The organism is Streptomyces sp. NPDC036815 (assembly GCF_055609205.1).
Window position 1 is genome coordinate 357272 of sequence record NZ_JBVJPW010000007.1, and the last position, 16225, is coordinate 373496.

Sequence of the window (16225 nt, forward strand, 5' to 3'; positions counted from 1 at the left end):
AGCTCCCCGCGGGCGCGGCGGCACCCGCGCCGGACGCCGCGACGGTGCCCGGCCGCGCGGTGGCGGGCTTCTTGGGGGCGCCGGAACCGGCCCCCGACGACGCACGGGATCGCGTACTCACAGCGCGGTCACCTCGGCCACATCCGTCACCCTTTCGAGACCCGCGAAGAGATCCGTCTCGCGGGCCGTTCCCTCCGTGCATCCCTCCGTGCATTGCTCCGTGGAGGCTGTGGGGACTTCTCCCCGCACCAGCTCGTAGTACTCCACCTCGAAAATCGGCTGCGCGAGCTCGTTCGAGAGGATGAAGAGCGGGCCGCTCACCGTGATCTGGGTGGCGTGGGCCGCCATCGCCGCGGCCTTGGCCGCCTTGTAGGGGCGGCCGTCGATCTCCGTGGTGATCCGCTCGTCGTCCGTGAGGCCCGGCACGTCGGCGACGGCGGCGGGCGTACCGAACGGCGAGTGCCGCAGCGCCCCCGACATCCACCGGAAGCGCTCCTCGACCACGGCCCGCGGGGCGCGGTTCCAGTAGATCTTGGCGATGGTGTGGGGGTCGCCGAGGTCGGCGCGGAAGGCGGGCTCGGAGGCGAGCTCGGCGGCGCGCATGGCGACGCGGTGCGCCTGGATGTGGTCGGGGTGGCCGTACCCCCCGTCGGGGTCGTACGTGACGAGGACCTGGGGGCGCACCTCGCGGATGACCTCGACGAGGTACGCGGCCGCCTCGTCGAGGTCGGCCGACCAGAAGGCGCCGGGGCGGTGGTTCTGCTCGACGCCCATCATCCCGGAGTCGCGGTAGCGCCCCGGGCCGCCGAGGAAGCGGTGGTCGCTCACCCCGAGCGCCTTCATGGCGGCGGCCAGCTCCCCGATGCGCTCGGCGCCGAGGGTGTCCTCCCGGTCGGCGGCGAGATGGGCGAGGTCGGCCGGGATGACCTCGCCCTCCTCGCCCAGCGTGCAGGTCACCAACGTGACATGGGCGCCCTCGGCCGCGTACTTGGCCATGGTCGCGCCGGTGGTGATCGACTCGTCATCGGGGTGCGCGTGCACGAGCAGCAGGCGCCGGGCGGGCAGTTCCGTCATGGGACCACCCTACGAGCCCCCGGCTCAGAACTTGATGTCGCCGATCATCCCCGCCACGTTGGTCGTCAGCTCGTTGATGGTCGGCGCGACGGACGAGCTCGCGAGGTAGAAGCCGAGCAGCGTACAGACGACCGCATGCCCCGCTTTCAGACCTGACTTCTTGACCAACAGGAAGACGATGATCGCCAGCAGCACCACCGCCGAAATCGAGAGTGCCACGGCGGTCACCTCCAAGTCGTTGCCGTAACCCAGTGCGGACGCCAGCAGGTTCATACCCACCAAGCGCTACGGATCATAACTATCCGTGTGGACGCATGAGTCGGAGCACGGCAGCACAGGGGGGCGCATGCGCCATAGGCTCGGGGGATGACCACCGAGATCCCCGGAATTCCCAGGCCCGACGAGAGCCCGGCACAGCGGCTCTCCTTCCCGCGTCAGCACGCCCGCACCCAGCGTTTCACCCTCGGCGCGCCCCGTGCGTTCACGGTGGCGCCGGACGGTTCGCGCGTCGCGTTCCTCCGTTCGTCCTCTAGCGCCGATCGAGCCAACCGGCTCTGGGTCCTCGACGTGTCGGACGGCTCCGTCGAGCGCGAGGTGGCCGACCCGCACCTGCTCCTCGGCGGCGCGGCCGAGCAGTTGTCCGCCGAGGAGCGCGCGCGGCGCGAGCGCAGCCGTGAGGGCGGCGCGGGCATCGTGGGCTACGCGACGGACGCCGCGGTGGAGCTGGCCGCGTTCGCCCTGTCGGGCCGCCTCTTCACGGCGGAGCTGCGGGCGGGCACGGCGCGCGAACTGCCCGCGCCGGGGCCGGTGATCGACCCGCGCCCCTCGCCGGACGGGCGTCATGTCGCGTACGTCGCGCGGGGCGCGCTGCGCGTGACGGGGGCCGACGGCACGGGCGACCGGGCCCTCGCGGAGCCGGAGACGGGCCGGGAGACGGGCCGGGAGACGGGCCAGGAGGGCACCGTCACCTACGGCCTGGCGGAGTTCATCGCGGCCGAGGAGATGGGCCGTTCACGGGGCTTCTGGTGGTCGCCCGACTCCACCCGGCTGCTCGTCGCCCGGGTGGACGACGCCCCGGTGCGGCGGTGGTGGATCGCGGACCCGGCGCACCCGGACCGCGAGCCCGAGCAGGTCGCGTACCCGGCCGCGGGCACGCCCAACGCGGACGTACGCCTCTTCGTGCTCGGCCTGGACGGCACGCGCACCGAGGTGGCCTGGGACCGCGCGCGCTTCCCCTACCTCGCGCGCGTGCACTGGTCGGCGGACGGCGCCCCGCTGCTGCTCGTGCAGTCACGTGACCAGGGCAGCCAGCTGTACCTCGCGGTGGACCCGGACGACGGATCCACCCGGATGGTGCACGCGGAGGAGGACGCGGACTGGCTGGAACTCTTCCCCGGTGTCCCGTGCTGGTCGCCCAGCGGCAAGCTGGTGCGGATCGTGGACGAGGGCGGCGCCCGCGTCCTGGCCTGGGGGGAACGGCCGCTGACGGGGCCGCAGTTGCATGTGCGCGCGGTCCTCGACGTGACCGAGGAGGATGTCCTGATCTCGGCGTCGGCGGGCGAGGCCGCGGCCGACCCGGAGACCGGTGAGATCCACGTCTACCGCGTCAACGAACTCGGCGTGGAGCGCGTCTCGCAGGAGCCGGGGGTGCACTCGGCGGTCCGCGCGGGCGGCCTCACCGTCCTGGTGTCGGCCACGCTCGACCACCCCGGGGCCCAGGTGCGGGTGATGCGCGAGGGCAAACAGGTGGCCGCGGTCACCTCGCACGCGCAGCGCCCGGGGCTCACTCCGCGCGTGACGCTCACCGAAGGGGGCACGCGGCGGATTCCGTGCGCCGTCCTGCTCCCCACGGATTACAAGGAGACAGACGGCCCCCTTCCGGTACTGCTCGATCCGTACGGCGGTCCGCACGGCCAGCGTGTCCAGCGTGCGCACAACATGTTCCTGACCTCGCAGTGGTTCGCCGACCAGGGCTTCGCGGTGATCGTGGCGGACGGCCGCGGCACCCCGGGACGCTCCCCCGGCTGGGAGAAGTCGATCAAGAACGACAAGACCCGGACGCTGGAGGACCAGGTCGACGCGCTCCACGCGCTCGCCGAAAGGTTCCCTCTCGACCTGGAGCGGGTGGCGATCCGCGGCTGGTCCTACGGCGGCTACCTGGCCGGCATGGCCGCGCTGCGCCGCCCCGACGTGTTCCACGCGGCGGTGGTCGGCGCCCCGGTGACGGACCTGCGGCTCTACGACACGCACTACGAGGAGCGCTACCTCGGCGACCCGAACCGGACTCCGGAGACGTACCGGCACAACTCCCTCATCTGGGACGACGGCCTCGTCGAAGCGGCCGAGCCGCACCGCCCCATGCTGATCGTGCACGGCCTGGCCGACGACAACGTGGTCGTGGCGCACTCCCTGCGGCTCTCCTCGGCCCTGCTCGCCGCGGGCCGCCCGCACGAGGTCCTGCCGCTCTCCGGCGTCACGCACATGACCCCGCAGGAGCAGGTCGCGGAGAACCTCCTGCTGCTCCAGGTCGACTTCCTGAAGCGGTCCCTGGGCCTGCCCAGGGACTAGAGGACCGCTCCCCGCCCGCTACGGCACGACCTGCTTCTCCTCCGCGAAGTGGCAGGCCGAGTCGTGCGCGGCGGGGCCCTCGTGGTGCCGGAACTCCGCCGGCACGGCGAGGAGGGGGATCTCCAGGGCGCACCGCTCCCGGGCCTTCCAGCAGCGGGTGCGGAAGCGGCAGCCGGAGGGCGGGTTGGCGGGCGAGGGCACGTCCCCGGAGAGGATGATCCGCTCCCGGCGCTCGCGCGCCTCGGGGTCGGGGACGGGCACGGCGGAGAGCAGCGCCTGGGTGTAGGGGTGCGTCGGATGCTCGTAGATCTCCTCGTCCGAGCCGATCTCGACGATGCGCCCGAGGTACATGACGCCGACCCGGTCGGAGATGTGCCGCACGATCGAGAGGTCGTGGGCGATGAAGACGTAGGAGAGGTCGAACTCGTTCTGCAGCTTGTCCAGGAGGTTGATGACCTGCGCCTGGACGGAGACGTCGAGCGCGGAGACGGGTTCGTCGGCGACGATGACCTCGGGCCGCAGCGCGAGGCCGCGGGCGATGCCGATGCGCTGGCGCTGGCCGCCGGAGAACTGGTGCGGATAGCGGTTGATGTACTCGGGGTTGAGCCCGACCACGTCGAGCAGCTCCTGCACCTTCCGGCGGCGCGAGCCCTTCGGCGCGACCTCGGGGTGGATCTCGTACGGCTCGCCGATGATGTCGCCGACCGTCATCCGGGGATTCAGGGACGTGTACGGGTCCTGGAACACCATCTGGATGTTGCGGCGCACCGCCTTCAGAGCGCGGCCCGACAGCTTGGTGATGTCCTCGCCCTTGTAGCGGATCTCGCCCGCGGTCGGCCGTTCCAGGTTGACCAGCATCCTGGCGACCGTCGACTTGCCGCAGCCGGACTCCCCCACGATGCCGAGCGTCTCGCCCCGCGCCAGGTCGAAGTCGACGCCGTCCACGGCCTTGACCGCGCCGATCTGTTTGCGGATGACAATGCCCTGGGCGAGCGGGTAGTGCTTGACCAGTCCGCGGACCTGGAGGATCGGCTCGCCGCCGTCACCGTGAGGCATCGAGCGTCTCCTTCCAGAAGTGGCAGGCGCTCCTGCGTTCGGCGGTCAGTCCCTCGTACGTCACCCGCGCGAGCGGCGGATCGTCGGTGCGGCACACGTCCCGGGCCATGGGGCAGCGGGGGTGGAAGGGGCAGCCGGGCGGGATGTTCATGAGGTTCGGCGGCAGGCCCTTGATCGCGTAGAGGTCCTGGCCCTTCTGGTCGAGGCGCGGGATGGATTCGAGCAGGCCGAGGGTGTACGGGTGGGCGGGCGCCCGGTAGATCTCGTGGACCGGGGCGCGTTCGACGATGCGGCCCGCGTACATGACGGCGATGGTGTCGGCGACGTCCGCCACGACGCCGAGGTCGTGGGTGATGAGGATCAGGCCCATGTTCATCTCGCCCTTGAGCTCCGCGAGCAGGTCCATGACCTGGGCCTGGACGGTGACGTCGAGGGCGGTGGTCGGCTCGTCGGCGATGATCAGCGAGGGTTCGAGCGCCATCGCCATGGCGATCATGATGCGCTGGCGCATGCCGCCGCTGAACTGGTGCGGGTACTGCCCGACGCGCTCCCTGGCCGCCGGGATCCGCACCCGGTCCATCAGCTCGACGGCCTTGGCCCTGGCGTCCTTGCGCGACATGCCCCGGTGGACGACGTACATCTCGCCGAGCTGGGCGCCGACGCTGAGCACCGGGTTCAGCGAGGAGAGCGCGTCCTGGAAGATCATCGCCATACCGGCGCCGCGCACCTTGCGCCGCTCCTCCTCCTTGAGCTTGAGCAGGTCCCGGCCCTGGAAGAGGATCTCGCCCCGGGTGATCCGCCCGGGCGGCACGTCGAGGATGCCCATGACGGCCTGGGCAGTCACGGACTTGCCGGAACCGGACTCGCCGAGGACGGCGAGGGTCTCGCCCGCGGCGACGCCGTAGTCGACGCCGTTGACGGCCTTGGCGACCCCGTCCCGGGTACGGAACTCGACGTGCAGGTCGCGCACTTCGAGCAGCTTGGCCGCCCCGGGCTCCCTGCGGGCGGACGGATCGGATGCCACGGTTGCCATGGGCGCCTACCTCAGCTTCGGGTCGAGGGCGTCGCGCACCGCGTCGCCGAGCATGATGAACGCGAGCACGGTGATGGCCAGGGCTCCGGCGGGCCAGAGCAGCATGTGCGGGGCGTTGCGGATGTACTGGGAGGCGGCCGAGATGTCGATGCCCCAGCTGACGGTCGGCGGCTTCAGGCCGACGCCGAGGTACGAGAGCGTCGCCTCCAGGGCGATGTACGTGCCGAGCGCGATGGTCGCCACGACGATGACCGGGGCGACGGCGTTCGGTGTGATGTGGCGGAGCAGCATCCGGGAGTTGGAGGCGCCGAGCGCCCGCGCCGCCTGGACGTAGTCGTTGTGCTTGGCGGTGATGACCGAGCCGCGCGCGATGCGGGAGATCTGCGGCCAGCCGAGCAGCACCATGAAGCCGACCACCGGCCAGACCGTGGAGCTGGTGACCACCGAAAGGAGCACCAGGCCGCCGAGGACGACGGGGATGGCGAAGAAGATGTCGGTGATGCGGGAGAGGATCGCGTCCCACGCCCCGCCGAAGAACCCGGCGAGCCCGCCGAGCACGCTGCCGATGAGCGCGACGCCGAGGGTGGCGCAGACGCCGACGGTGACCGAGACCCGGGTGCCGTGGACGACCCGGGTGTAGACGTCGCAGCCCTGCTCGTTGAAGCCGAAGGGGTGGCCGGGCGTCGAGCTCTTCTGCGCGTTGGCGAGGTCGCAGTCCAGCGGGTTGCCGGAGGCGATGAGCGAGGGCCACAGGGAGATGACGACGAGGAAGAGGATGATCAGGCCCGAGACGATGAAGACCGGGTTGCGCCGCAGGTCCCGCCAGGCGTCGGACCACAGGCTGCGCGCCGGGGCCGAGGGGCCGCCGCCGTCGGGGCCGCCGCCCGGCGTCTTCTCCAGGGTCGTCGCCTCGCTCGTGGCGAGGTCCATCGCCCCGCCCATGCCGGTGGCGGCCATGGCGCGCTCCGGCTCCTGCGGTTCAGGCATAGCGGATCCTCGGGTCGAGTACGGCGTACAGGAGGTCGACGATCAGGTTGGCCGCCAGGAAGACCAGGACGAGGACGGTCACGAAGCCGACGACGGTCTGGGTGCTCTGGCGGAGGATCCCCTGGTAGAGCTGGAAGCCGACGCCGTGGATGTTGAAGATCCGCTCGGTGACGATCGCGCCGCCCATCAGCGCGCCCACGTCGGTGCCGATGAAGGTGACCACCGGGATGAGCGAGTTGCGCAGCAGGTGCCGGATGATGACGCGGCGCCGGGGCAGGCCCTTGGCGACGGCGGTGCGGACGTAGTCGGCGCGCCGGTTCTCCGCGATGGAGGTGCGGGTCAGGCGGGTCACGTAGGCCAGGGAGACCGAGGCCAGGACGAGGCCGGGGATCAGGAGTTCGTTGACGGGCGCCTCGCTGGACACGGACGGTTTGATCACGCCCCACTGGACGCCGAGCAGGAGTTGCAGCACGAGCCCGGTGACGAAGGTGGGGATGGAGATCACGACGAGCGTGAGCAGCAGCACCACGGTGTCGACGGGCCGCCCGCGCCGCAGCCCCGTGAGCACGCCGAGCGAGATGCCGATGACGATCTCGAAGACGATGGCGACGACGGTGAGCCGGATGGTGACCGGGAAGGCGGCCGACATCAGCTCGGTGACCTTCTGTCCGTTGAAGGCGGTGCCGAAGTCACCGGTGAAGAGGTTGCCCATGTACGTCAGGTACTGCTGCCACACCGGCTTATCGAGGCCGAACTCCTTCTTCAGCTGGGCGGCCGTGGCGGGGTCGCACTTGCGGTCGCCGCAGAGGCCCGCGACGGGGTCGCCCATCACGTTCACCATCAGGAAGATCAGCAGTGTGGCGCCGATGAAGACCGGGATCATCTGCAGCAGACGCCGGATCACATAACGTCCCACGGTGGCTCCGGAATTAGGGGGAGCGGCCACCGGGCGCCCTCGCGGGGGCCCGGCGGCCGCTCCCGGCGTCTCAGTTGACCTTGATCTCGTTGTAGACGGGCACGCTGAACTGGTTCAGCGAGACGTCGGAGACCTTGTCCGAGTAGCCGGCGCTGCCGTTCTGGTACCAGAGCGGGATGGCGGGCATCTGCTGGGCGAGGATCTTCTCGGCGTCCTGGAACTTCGAGACGGCCTTGCCGGTGTCGGTCTCGCCGTTGGCCTCGTTGACGAGCTTGTCGAACTTCTCGTCGGAGAAGTTGCCGTCGTTGGAGGGGGCGTCGGTGAAGTAGACCGGCTCCAGGAAGTTCTGGATCAGCGGGTAGTCCATCTGCCAGCCCGCGCGCCAGGCGCCGTCGAGCTCCTGCTTGGAGGCCTTGCTGCGGAAGTCCGCGAAGGTGCCGACCGGGCTGGCGACACAGGCCTTGTCCTTGCCGAGGGCCTTGTTGATGGAGTTGCAGACGGCGTCGACCCACTCCTTGTGCGAGCCGGTGTCCGCGTTGTACGAGATCTTGAGGGTGCCGCCGGGGATACCGCCGCCGTCCTCGACCATCTTCCTGGCCTTCGCGGCGTCGTACTCACAGGCGTCGCCGCACAGCCCGTCCTGGTAGCCGCCGTCCTTGCCGAGCACCGGCGAGGTCCAGTCGGTGGCGGGCGTCCGCGTCTTCTGGAAGATCGTCTCGGTGATCTGCTCGCGGTTGATCGCCATGGACAGGCCCTGGCGGACCTTCTCCATCCCCGGCTTGCTCCACTTGCTGTCGTAGAAGGGGAAGGCGAGGGTCTGGATGATGCCCGCGGGGGTGTTGATGTAGCGGTCGCCGAGGTCGTTCTTGGCGTTCTTGAGCTGGGACGCGGGCACGTCGTCGACGAGGTCGAGGTTGCCGGCCATCAGGTCGGTGTAGGCGGTGTTGTTGTCGGTGTAGACCTTCATGTCCACACCGCCGTTCTGCGCCTTGTCCGGGCCGGGGTACGCGTCCCACTTGCGCAGGGACATCTTCGAGCCCTTGGTGTACGAGTCCACGGTGTACGGGCCGTTGCCGACGGGCTTGGAGAGCCAGGCGTCGTGGTGGTCGTAGAACGCCTTGGGAAGCGGCGCGAAGGCCGGGTAGCCGAGGGTGTCGGGCCAGGTGGAGAACTTCTGGCTGAGCTTGACGGTGAAGGTCGTGTCGTCGACGACCTTGAGCCCGGAGAGCGTCTTGGCGCTCGCCTCGCCCTTCTCGGGGTGGACCTTGTCGTAACCGTCGATGTAGCCGAAGAAGTAGGCGTTCTTCTGGTTGTTCTTCAGGTTCGCGCCGTAGTTCCAGGCGTCCACGAAGGACTTGGCGGTGATCTTCTCGCCGTCGCTGAACTTCCAGTTCTTCTTGATCTTGACCGTGAAGTTCTGCGCGTCCTTGGTGTCGATCGACTCGGCGACCATGTTCTTGGCCTCGCCGGTCTTCGGGTCGTACCGCTTGAGGCCCCGGAAGAGCATGTCGAGGATCTTGCCGCCCTGGACCTCGTTGGTGTTCGCCGGTTCCAGCGGGTTCTGCGGGTCGCCCCAGGAGGAGCTCACGATGCCGGAGCCGTCGCCACCACCGCCGCCGCCTCCCCCGCCACCACAGGCCGTCGCCGCGAGGGCGACCGCCACCGCGCATGCGGCCCACTTGGCGTGCGTGGCTCCACGCATGGAGTCCTCCAGTCCTGTGCTGTCCTGCCGTCCTGGCGTGCTGCGTCCCGTGAGCTGACTCACGTATCGCCAAATATCGCCTCATGGAGCACGAACCGCACATTTACTCCACCCGTACGAGTCGGAGCCCATCCGGATGTACGCATTCCGAGACGATCACGCCCGCATATCGGACTCATTGCCCGGCTTGCCCGGCGGCGCCCGGCCTTGTCCATCACGCTTGATTACGCGAAGGCAATGTCATGCCCATGCTTTTCTCAAGTTACGCTCAAGGATCCCAAGAGCGACCCAAAGCGCCTGACGATTCATTGACCGCCAGGGAAACGCCTTGCGAAAGTCGCGCCTAGCCCGTGGGTGCTGGTTGTCCTGCGGCTTCCTGCTGACCCCTTCGGGCCTGGAGCGCCATGACCTCGCCAACTCCCGCCGCTGCCGCCACGCTTGAAGTGACGGGCACACCAGATGGCACGTCATCACCGCCCAAGAACCAGGGCAGCCAAGGCCGTTCGCCCGGCCGCCTCGCGTGGACGCGGTTCAAGCGGGACAAGTCCGGCGTCACCGCCGCCTGCATCGTCATCTTCTTCTTCGTCATCGCGCTCTGCGCACCGCTGATCGCGAAGGTCTACGGCAAGAACCCGTACGACACCTACGGCCTCGACCAGCCGGGGCTGCTCAACGACTTCAACTACCCGGTCAAGCCGAACGGCGGCATCGACGGGAACTTCTGGTTCGGCGTCGAGCCGGTGCTCGGCCGGGACGTCTTCACGTTCCTCCTCTACGGCATCCGCAACTCGCTGCTCATCGCCGCCGCGACGACGCTCCTCGTGGTGCTCCTCGGCATCACCATCGGCGTCACCGCCGGGTACATCGGGGGCAAGACGGACTACCTTATCGGCCGGGTCATCGACATCCTGCTCGCGTTCCCGTCCACGCTCTTCTACATCGCCTTCTTCCCGGTGATGATCTCGGTCCTGGTCAGCCCCGAGGACAAGATCCCGCAGTGGCTGACCATCACCAGCCTCATCACCGTGATGACCGCCTTCGGCTGGGCACCGATGGCGCGCCTGCTGCGCGGTGAGGTACTCGCCCTGCGCGAACGGGAGTTCGTGGAGGCCGCCAAGGTCACGGGCGCCTCCCCCGCACGCATCATCTTCAAGGAACTGCTCCCGAACCTGTGGACGCCGATCCTCATCCAGGCGACCCTCGCGCTCCCCATGTTCGTCACCGCCGAAGCGGGACTCGCCTTCCTGGGCGTCGGACTGGAAGAGCCCACGCCGGACTGGGGCGTGATGATCCAGAACGGCTCGAAGTACTACCAGGACGACATCACCTTCATGGTCTTCCCCGGTCTCGCCATGGTGATCTTCGTGGTCGCCTTCAACCTCCTCGGCGACTCGGTGCGCGACGCGCTCGACCCGAAGACCAGACGCTGACACTCCCCCGGAACCGGCACGCGCGACGGGGCCGTGCCGGGCCATTTCTCGCTCTTCCTCCTTCACACAGGGTTGGTGGCCACATGGCAATCTCACGCAGAAACCTCCTCATCTCGACATCCGTGGCGGCGGGCGGCTCGCTCGTCCTGTCCGCGTGCAGCAGCGGCGACTCGGGCGGGGGCGAGGGCGGCTCGCACGGCGGTGCCACGGAGTACACCAACGCGAGCGTGAAGGTGGGCACCGAGAAGGACTCGACCGGGCCCGCGCCCGCGGTCCCCGGCGGCAAGAAAGGCGGCACGATCTACGGCGTCGCCGAGGACGACGTGTCGCACATGGACCCGCAGCGCATCTACTTCGCGTACAACTCCTCGCTCGCCAACCTCTACGCGCGCTGCCTCACCGGCTACCAGACCGACATGGAGGGTCACCAGATCCTCGTCGGCGACCTCGCCACCGACACCGGCAAGTCCTCGGACGGCAACAAGACCTGGACCTTCACCCTGAAGGACGGTCTGAAGTGGCAGGACGGCAGCGAGCTCACCGTCGACGACGTCCGGCACGGTTTCGAGCGCGGCTGGGCCCCCTTCGTCACCGAGGGCGCCATCTACGTCCAGCAGGCGCTGACCGGCAAGGGCGCCAAGTGGCGTGACGGGTACGACGGCCCGTACAAGGGCAAGCACCTGGACTCGATCGTCACCGACAAGGCGAAGAAGACGATCACCTTCCATCTGAAGGAGCCGCGCCCGGAGTTCAACTTCACGCTGGCGATGCACACGTACGCCGCCACGCCCGTGAAGCACGACACCAAGGAGAAGTACGACAAGGCGCCCTTCTCCTGCGGCCCGTACATCGTCAAGCACCGCACCATCGACAAGTCGATGACGCTGGCGCGCAACAAGCACTGGGACCCGAAGACGGACCCGATCCGCAACGCCTACCCGGACAACTTCGAGTTCGAGTTCGGACCGACCGGCCCCGAGTCCTGCGACCGCTTCATCGCGGACCAGGGCAAGGACCAGCAGATGGTCGCCATCTACGAGCCGATCCCGGCCGAGCGCATGCAGAAGGTGCTCTCGACGCCCGACATCAAGAAGCGCAGCTTCAACGGCCTGTCGTCCGGCACCTACTACTTCGCCATCAACATGAAGCGGGTCACCGACGTGGAGGTGCGCAAGGCGCTCCTCATCGCCTGGCCGCTCGAGCAGAGCCGCAAGATCTACGGCGGCACCACCGCGGGCGACTACGCCACGACGATCCTGAGCCCCGACATCGTCGGCCGCGAGAAGTTCGACCTCTACGGCAAGCTGGACAAGCCGCAGGGCGACGTGAAGCGGGCCCGCGAGATCCTGAAGAAGGCCGGCAAGCTCGGCACGAAGATCGTGTACGCCTTCCCGCGGCGCCCCACCTACGACAAGACCAAGATCGTCATCGAGAAGAACCTGAAGGCCGCGGGCTTCGAGCCGGTCATCAAGCCGCTCAACTCCACGGACTTCTACGACCAGGCGCAGCGCCTGGACAACCGCTTCGACGTGATGTGGTTCGGCTGGTCCCCGGACTGGCCGACCGCCTACACCATGATGCAGCCGCTGCTCGACGGCGCCGCCATCGGCGACGGCCAGAACAACGTGTCGCAGTGCGACGTCCCCTGGATCAACGAGGCGATCAAGAAGAACGCGGTCATCTCGGACCCGAAGGAAGCCGGCAAGGCCTGGGCCGCGCTCGACAGGCGGGTCATGAAGGAGGTCGTGCCGATCATCCCGGAGACCTACCAGCGCCGCTGGTACCTGCACGGCTCCAAGGTCGGCGGTGCCATCCACGACCCGCAGTTCGCCGCGACGATGCTGCACAAGACGTACGTCAAGGCCTGACGACCGGCCCCCGGGGCGGGCCACCGCACGGCGGCCCGCCCCGGCCCCCAACTCCTCTCACGGCATCCGTCAGGAATCCCAACTGCCATGCTCCGCTTCCTCATTCGCCGCACGCTCGGCGGCGCGGTGATCCTGCTGATCATCAGCGCGATCGTCTTCCTCCTCTTCTACGCGGCCCCGCGCGATCCCGCGCGCCTGGCCTGCGGCAAGGTCTGCCCGCCCGACACGCTGGCGCTGGTGAAGCACAACCTGGGGATCGCCGACCCGCTGCCCGTGCAGTACTGGCACTGGTTCGAGGGCCTCTTCGTCGGACGCGACTACGACACGTACGGCTTCTGCGACGCGCCCTGCCTCGGCTACTCGTTCCGCAACCGCGAGCCCGTCCTCGCCACCATCCTCGACCGCTTCCCGACCACGCTCTCCCTCTCGCTCGGCGCGGCGGTCGTGTTCGTCGTCTTCGGTGTGGGCACCGGGATGCTGGCCGCGCTCAAGCAGGGCAAGGCCCTCGACAAGATCGCGTCGTCCGCGTCGCTCATCGCCTCGTCGATGCAGATCTACGTCGTCGGCGTCTTCGCCGTGTACGTCCTGACCGACCAGATGCACCTCCTCGACCGGCCCTCGTACACGCCCATCTCCGAGAACCCCGCCGCGTGGTTCTCCGGGCTGCTCATCCCCTGGCTCGTGCTCGCCCTGATCTTCACCGCCAACTACACGCGCATGGCCCGCTCGCAACTGGTGGAGTCCATGAGCGAGGACTACGTCCGCACGGCACGCGCCAAGGGGCTCTCGCGCTCCACGGTCTTCTTCCGCTTCGCCTGGCGCGGCGCGATGGGCCCGATCGTCACGATCTTCGGCCTCGACCTCGGCGTGCTCCTCGGCGGCGCGATCATCACCGAGAAGACCTTCGCCCTGCACGGCATCGGCGAGCTGTCCGTGAAGGCGGTCGACACCAGCGACCTGCCGCTGCTGCTCGGGGTGGTCCTCGTGGCGGCCGCCGCGATCGTGCTCTTCAACATCATCGTCGATGCCCTGTACGCGCTGATCGACCCGCGCGTGCGCCTCGCATAGGGCCGGGGAGAGAGAACTGATGACCACCCCCTTCCTGTCCGTACGCGACCTGCGCGTCCACTTCTCCACCGAGGACGGCATGGTCAAGGCCGTCGACGGTCTCGACTTCGACCTGGAGAAGGGCCGCACGCTCGGCATCGTCGGCGAGTCCGGCTCCGGCAAGTCGGTGACCAACCTGGCCATCCTGGGCCTGCACCACAAGGACAGCACCGCCATCGACGGCGAGATCCTCCTCGACGGCAAGGAGCTCCTCACCGCCACCGAACGGGAGCTGGAGAAGCTCCGCGGCAACAAGCTGGCCATGATCTTCCAGGACGCCCTCGCCTCGCTCTCGCCGTACCACACCATCGGCCGGCAGATCGGCGAAACGTTCCGCAAGCACACCGGGGCCTCCAAGAAGGAGGCCAGGGAGCGGTCGGTCGAGATGCTGACGAAGGTCGGCATCCCCCAGCCCGACCTGCGCGTCGACGACTATCCGCACCAGTTCTCCGGCGGCATGCGCCAGCGCGCGATGATCGCGATGGCGCTGGTCTGCAACCCGGCGCTGCTCATCGCCGACGAACCGACCACGGCGCTCGACGTGACGGTCCAGGCGCAGATCATGGACCTCCTGAAAGACCTACAGGAGGAGTTCGGCACGTCGATCATCTTCATCACCCACGACCTCGGCGTGATCGCCGACATCGCGGACGACGTCCTGGTGATGTACGGCGGGCGGTGCGTGGAGCGGGGCACCAAGAAGGAAGTCCTGCGCTCGCCCCAACACCCTTACACCTGGGGCCTGCTGGGCTCGATGCCCTCCCTCGACGGCCCCGTGGACGTGCCGCTCTCGCCCATCCCGGGTACGCCGCCGAGCCTGCTCAACCCGCCGTCGGGGTGCCGTTTCCACCCGCGGTGCGCGTTCACCGAGCAGGTCGGAGGCGGCCGGTGCTCGGGCGAGCAGCCGCTCCTCGCACTGGCCGAAGGGCGGGGCGCCGCCTGTCACCTCACGCCGGAGCAGCGCACGGAGTTCTTCGCGGACTTCGCGACGACGCGCACCGACTGACGTACAGCTGACGTACAAGAGACGTACAAGAGACTGGACTTGACCACTATGAGCGACAGCACTCCCCTCCTGGACGTCAGCGGGCTGACCAAACACTTCCCGATCATGGGCGGCTTCCCGTTCAAGCGGAAGGTCGGCGCCGTCCAGGCGGTGGACGGTCTGGACTTCACCGTCGCCCAGGGCGAGAGCGTGGGCCTGGTCGGCGAGTCCGGCTGCGGCAAGTCAACGACGGGGCGCCTGATCACCCGCCTCCTGGAGCCCACCGCCGGCAAGATCTCCTACCGCGGCCAGGACATCACGCACGCCTCGCGCAAGCAGCTGGCGCCGGTCCGCTCGGAGATCCAGATGATCTTCCAGGACCCGTACGCCTCGCTGAACCCGCGCCAGACGGTCGGCAAGATCATCTCGGGTCCGATGGAGGTCAACGACATCGACCCGCCGGGCGGCAGGGAGGCCCGCGTCCGCGAACTCCTCGAGACGGTCGGCCTCAACCCCGAGCACTACAACCGCTTCCCGCACGAGTTCTCCGGCGGCCAGCGCCAGCGCATCGGAGTCGCCCGCGCGCTGGCCCTGGAACCCAAGCTGATCGTGGCGGACGAGCCGGTCTCGGCCCTCGACGTCTCGATCCAGGCACAGGTGGTGAACCTCCTCCAGCAGCTGCAGAAGGACCTGGGGATCGCGTTCCTCTTCATCGCCCACGACCTCGCCGTCGTACGGCACTTCTCGCAGCGGGTCGCCGTGATGTACCTCGGCCGGATCGTGGAGATCGCCGACCGCGAGAGCCTGTACGGGAACCCGCGCCACCCCTATACGAAGGCGCTCCTCTCGGCGGTCCCGGAGGCGACGCCCGACGACGTCCCGCGCCGCGAACGCATCCTGCTGACCGGCGACGTCCCCTCCCCGGTCAACCCGCCCTCGGGCTGCCGCTTCCGCACCCGCTGCTGGAAGGCGACGGACAAGTGCGCGACGGACACGCCGCCGCTGGTGCGGATCGACGGCAACGGAGCGGGGCACCTGACGGCGTGCCACTACCCGGAGAACCCGAGGGAACTGGCGGTTCCTTCGGCCCGCAAGTCCCTCTGAGCCGCCCCCAGTTCCGGGCCGGGGCAGCCCTCCCACCCCTCCGGGCCGGGCCCCCGCCCACCGGAACCGGCCCGCCCTTCCCCTTGACCCGAGCGGGGCGGGGCCGGTTCCGGGTCAGCCGACCGAGCAGGCGGGCCTGCCCCCGAACGCGAGGGCGCCCGGGACTTTTCAGTCCCGGGCGCCCTCGGTCGTACCTTACGCGTCACGCATCGGCGTCAGCCGACCAGTACCGCCTTCTCCTCGGCGAAGTGGCAGGCCGATTCGTGGGCGGCGGGGGTGTCCTGGCCCTTGAACCGCTCGGGGATGGCGAGCAGCGGGACCTCCTTGGCGCATTTGTCCTCGGCTTTCCAGCAGCGGGTGCGGAAGCGGCAGCCGGAGGGCGGGTTGGCGGGGGA

13 protein-coding genes and 1 pseudogene are annotated in these 16225 nt (G+C 69.1%); 6 read left to right on the forward strand and 8 right to left on the reverse strand.

Annotation, left to right across the window (positions count from 1 at the left end; genetic code table 11):
• Positions 1-117: 117 nt before the first annotated feature.
• Positions 118-1074, reverse strand: coding sequence for an N-acetyl-1-D-myo-inositol-2-amino-2-deoxy-alpha-D-glucopyranoside deacetylase (gene mshB / locus ACZ69I_RS17990; RefSeq protein ID WP_470833127.1), 957 nt, complete (start codon positions 1072-1074; stop codon positions 118-120).
• A gap of 24 nt (positions 1075-1098) precedes the next feature.
• Entirely contained in the window at positions 1099-1293 is a 195-nt protein-coding gene (locus ACZ69I_RS17995) for a hypothetical protein (protein WP_055569071.1), read from the reverse strand.
• 147 nt (positions 1294-1440) lie between these two features.
• Between ACZ69I_RS17995 and ACZ69I_RS18000 the strand changes: the two genes are divergently transcribed.
• Positions 1441-3642, forward strand: a complete 2202-nt coding sequence (locus ACZ69I_RS18000) for a S9 family peptidase (RefSeq protein ID WP_470833129.1) — start codon at positions 1441-1443, stop codon at positions 3640-3642.
• Positions 3643-3660: 18 nt separating this feature from the next.
• Here the strand turns inward: ACZ69I_RS18000 and ACZ69I_RS18005 are convergent, their stop codons facing one another.
• The 5 genes from ACZ69I_RS18005 to ACZ69I_RS18025 form a co-directional block, all read right to left on the reverse strand.
• Positions 3661-4698 carry an ABC transporter ATP-binding protein gene (locus ACZ69I_RS18005; protein WP_470833130.1) on the reverse strand — a complete coding sequence of 346 codons (1038 nt, stop codon included), beginning with the start codon at positions 4696-4698 and terminating at the stop codon, positions 3661-3663.
• Positions 4685-5731, reverse strand: a complete 1047-nt coding sequence (locus ACZ69I_RS18010; protein WP_467670923.1) for an ABC transporter ATP-binding protein — start codon at positions 5729-5731, stop codon at positions 4685-4687. The genes ACZ69I_RS18005 and ACZ69I_RS18010 overlap by 14 nt, the downstream gene beginning before the upstream one ends.
• A 6-nt stretch (positions 5732-5737) precedes the next feature.
• Positions 5738-6718: an ABC transporter permease gene (locus tag ACZ69I_RS18015; RefSeq protein WP_470833132.1), complete on the reverse strand. Its 981-nt coding sequence runs from the start codon at positions 6716-6718 to the stop codon at positions 5738-5740.
• Positions 6711-7634 carry an ABC transporter permease gene (locus ACZ69I_RS18020; RefSeq protein WP_467670919.1) on the reverse strand — a complete coding sequence of 308 codons (924 nt, stop codon included), beginning with the start codon at positions 7632-7634 and terminating at the stop codon, positions 6711-6713. The genes ACZ69I_RS18015 and ACZ69I_RS18020 overlap by 8 nt, the downstream gene beginning before the upstream one ends.
• 70 nt (positions 7635-7704) lie before the next feature.
• Positions 7705-9336, reverse strand: coding sequence for a peptide ABC transporter substrate-binding protein (locus ACZ69I_RS18025; RefSeq protein WP_470833134.1), 1632 nt, complete (start codon positions 9334-9336; stop codon positions 7705-7707).
• Between the two features lie 404 nt (positions 9337-9740).
• On the opposite strand from ACZ69I_RS18025, the gene ACZ69I_RS18030 reads away from it, so the two are divergent.
• The 5 genes from ACZ69I_RS18030 (at position 9741) to ACZ69I_RS18050 (ending at position 15830) form a co-directional block, all read left to right on the forward strand.
• The gene (locus ACZ69I_RS18030; protein ID WP_467670915.1) at positions 9741-10766 is read left to right on the forward strand and encodes an ABC transporter permease; all 1026 of its coding nucleotides are present in this window, start codon (positions 9741-9743) and stop codon (positions 10764-10766) included.
• Positions 10767-10849: 83 nt separating this feature from the next.
• Positions 10850-12634 carry an ABC transporter substrate-binding protein gene (locus ACZ69I_RS18035; RefSeq protein WP_467670913.1) on the forward strand — a complete coding sequence of 595 codons (1785 nt, stop codon included), beginning with the start codon at positions 10850-10852 and terminating at the stop codon, positions 12632-12634.
• 87 nt (positions 12635-12721) lie between these two features.
• Entirely contained in the window at positions 12722-13702 is a 981-nt protein-coding gene (locus tag ACZ69I_RS18040; protein WP_467670911.1) for an ABC transporter permease, read from the forward strand.
• Between the two features lie 19 nt (positions 13703-13721).
• On the forward strand, positions 13722-14747 hold the full coding sequence (locus tag ACZ69I_RS18045) for an ABC transporter ATP-binding protein (protein ID WP_470833136.1): 1026 nt from the start codon (positions 13722-13724) through the stop codon (positions 14745-14747).
• Positions 14748-14795: 48 nt separating this feature from the next.
• Positions 14796-15830 carry an ABC transporter ATP-binding protein gene (locus ACZ69I_RS18050; RefSeq protein ID WP_467670907.1) on the forward strand — a complete coding sequence of 345 codons (1035 nt, stop codon included), beginning with the start codon at positions 14796-14798 and terminating at the stop codon, positions 15828-15830.
• Between the two features lie 215 nt (positions 15831-16045).
• Here ACZ69I_RS18050 and ACZ69I_RS18055 read toward each other — a convergent pair.
• A pseudogene (locus ACZ69I_RS18055) lies at positions 16046-16225 on the reverse strand (peptide ABC transporter ATP-binding protein); the annotation flags it as partial.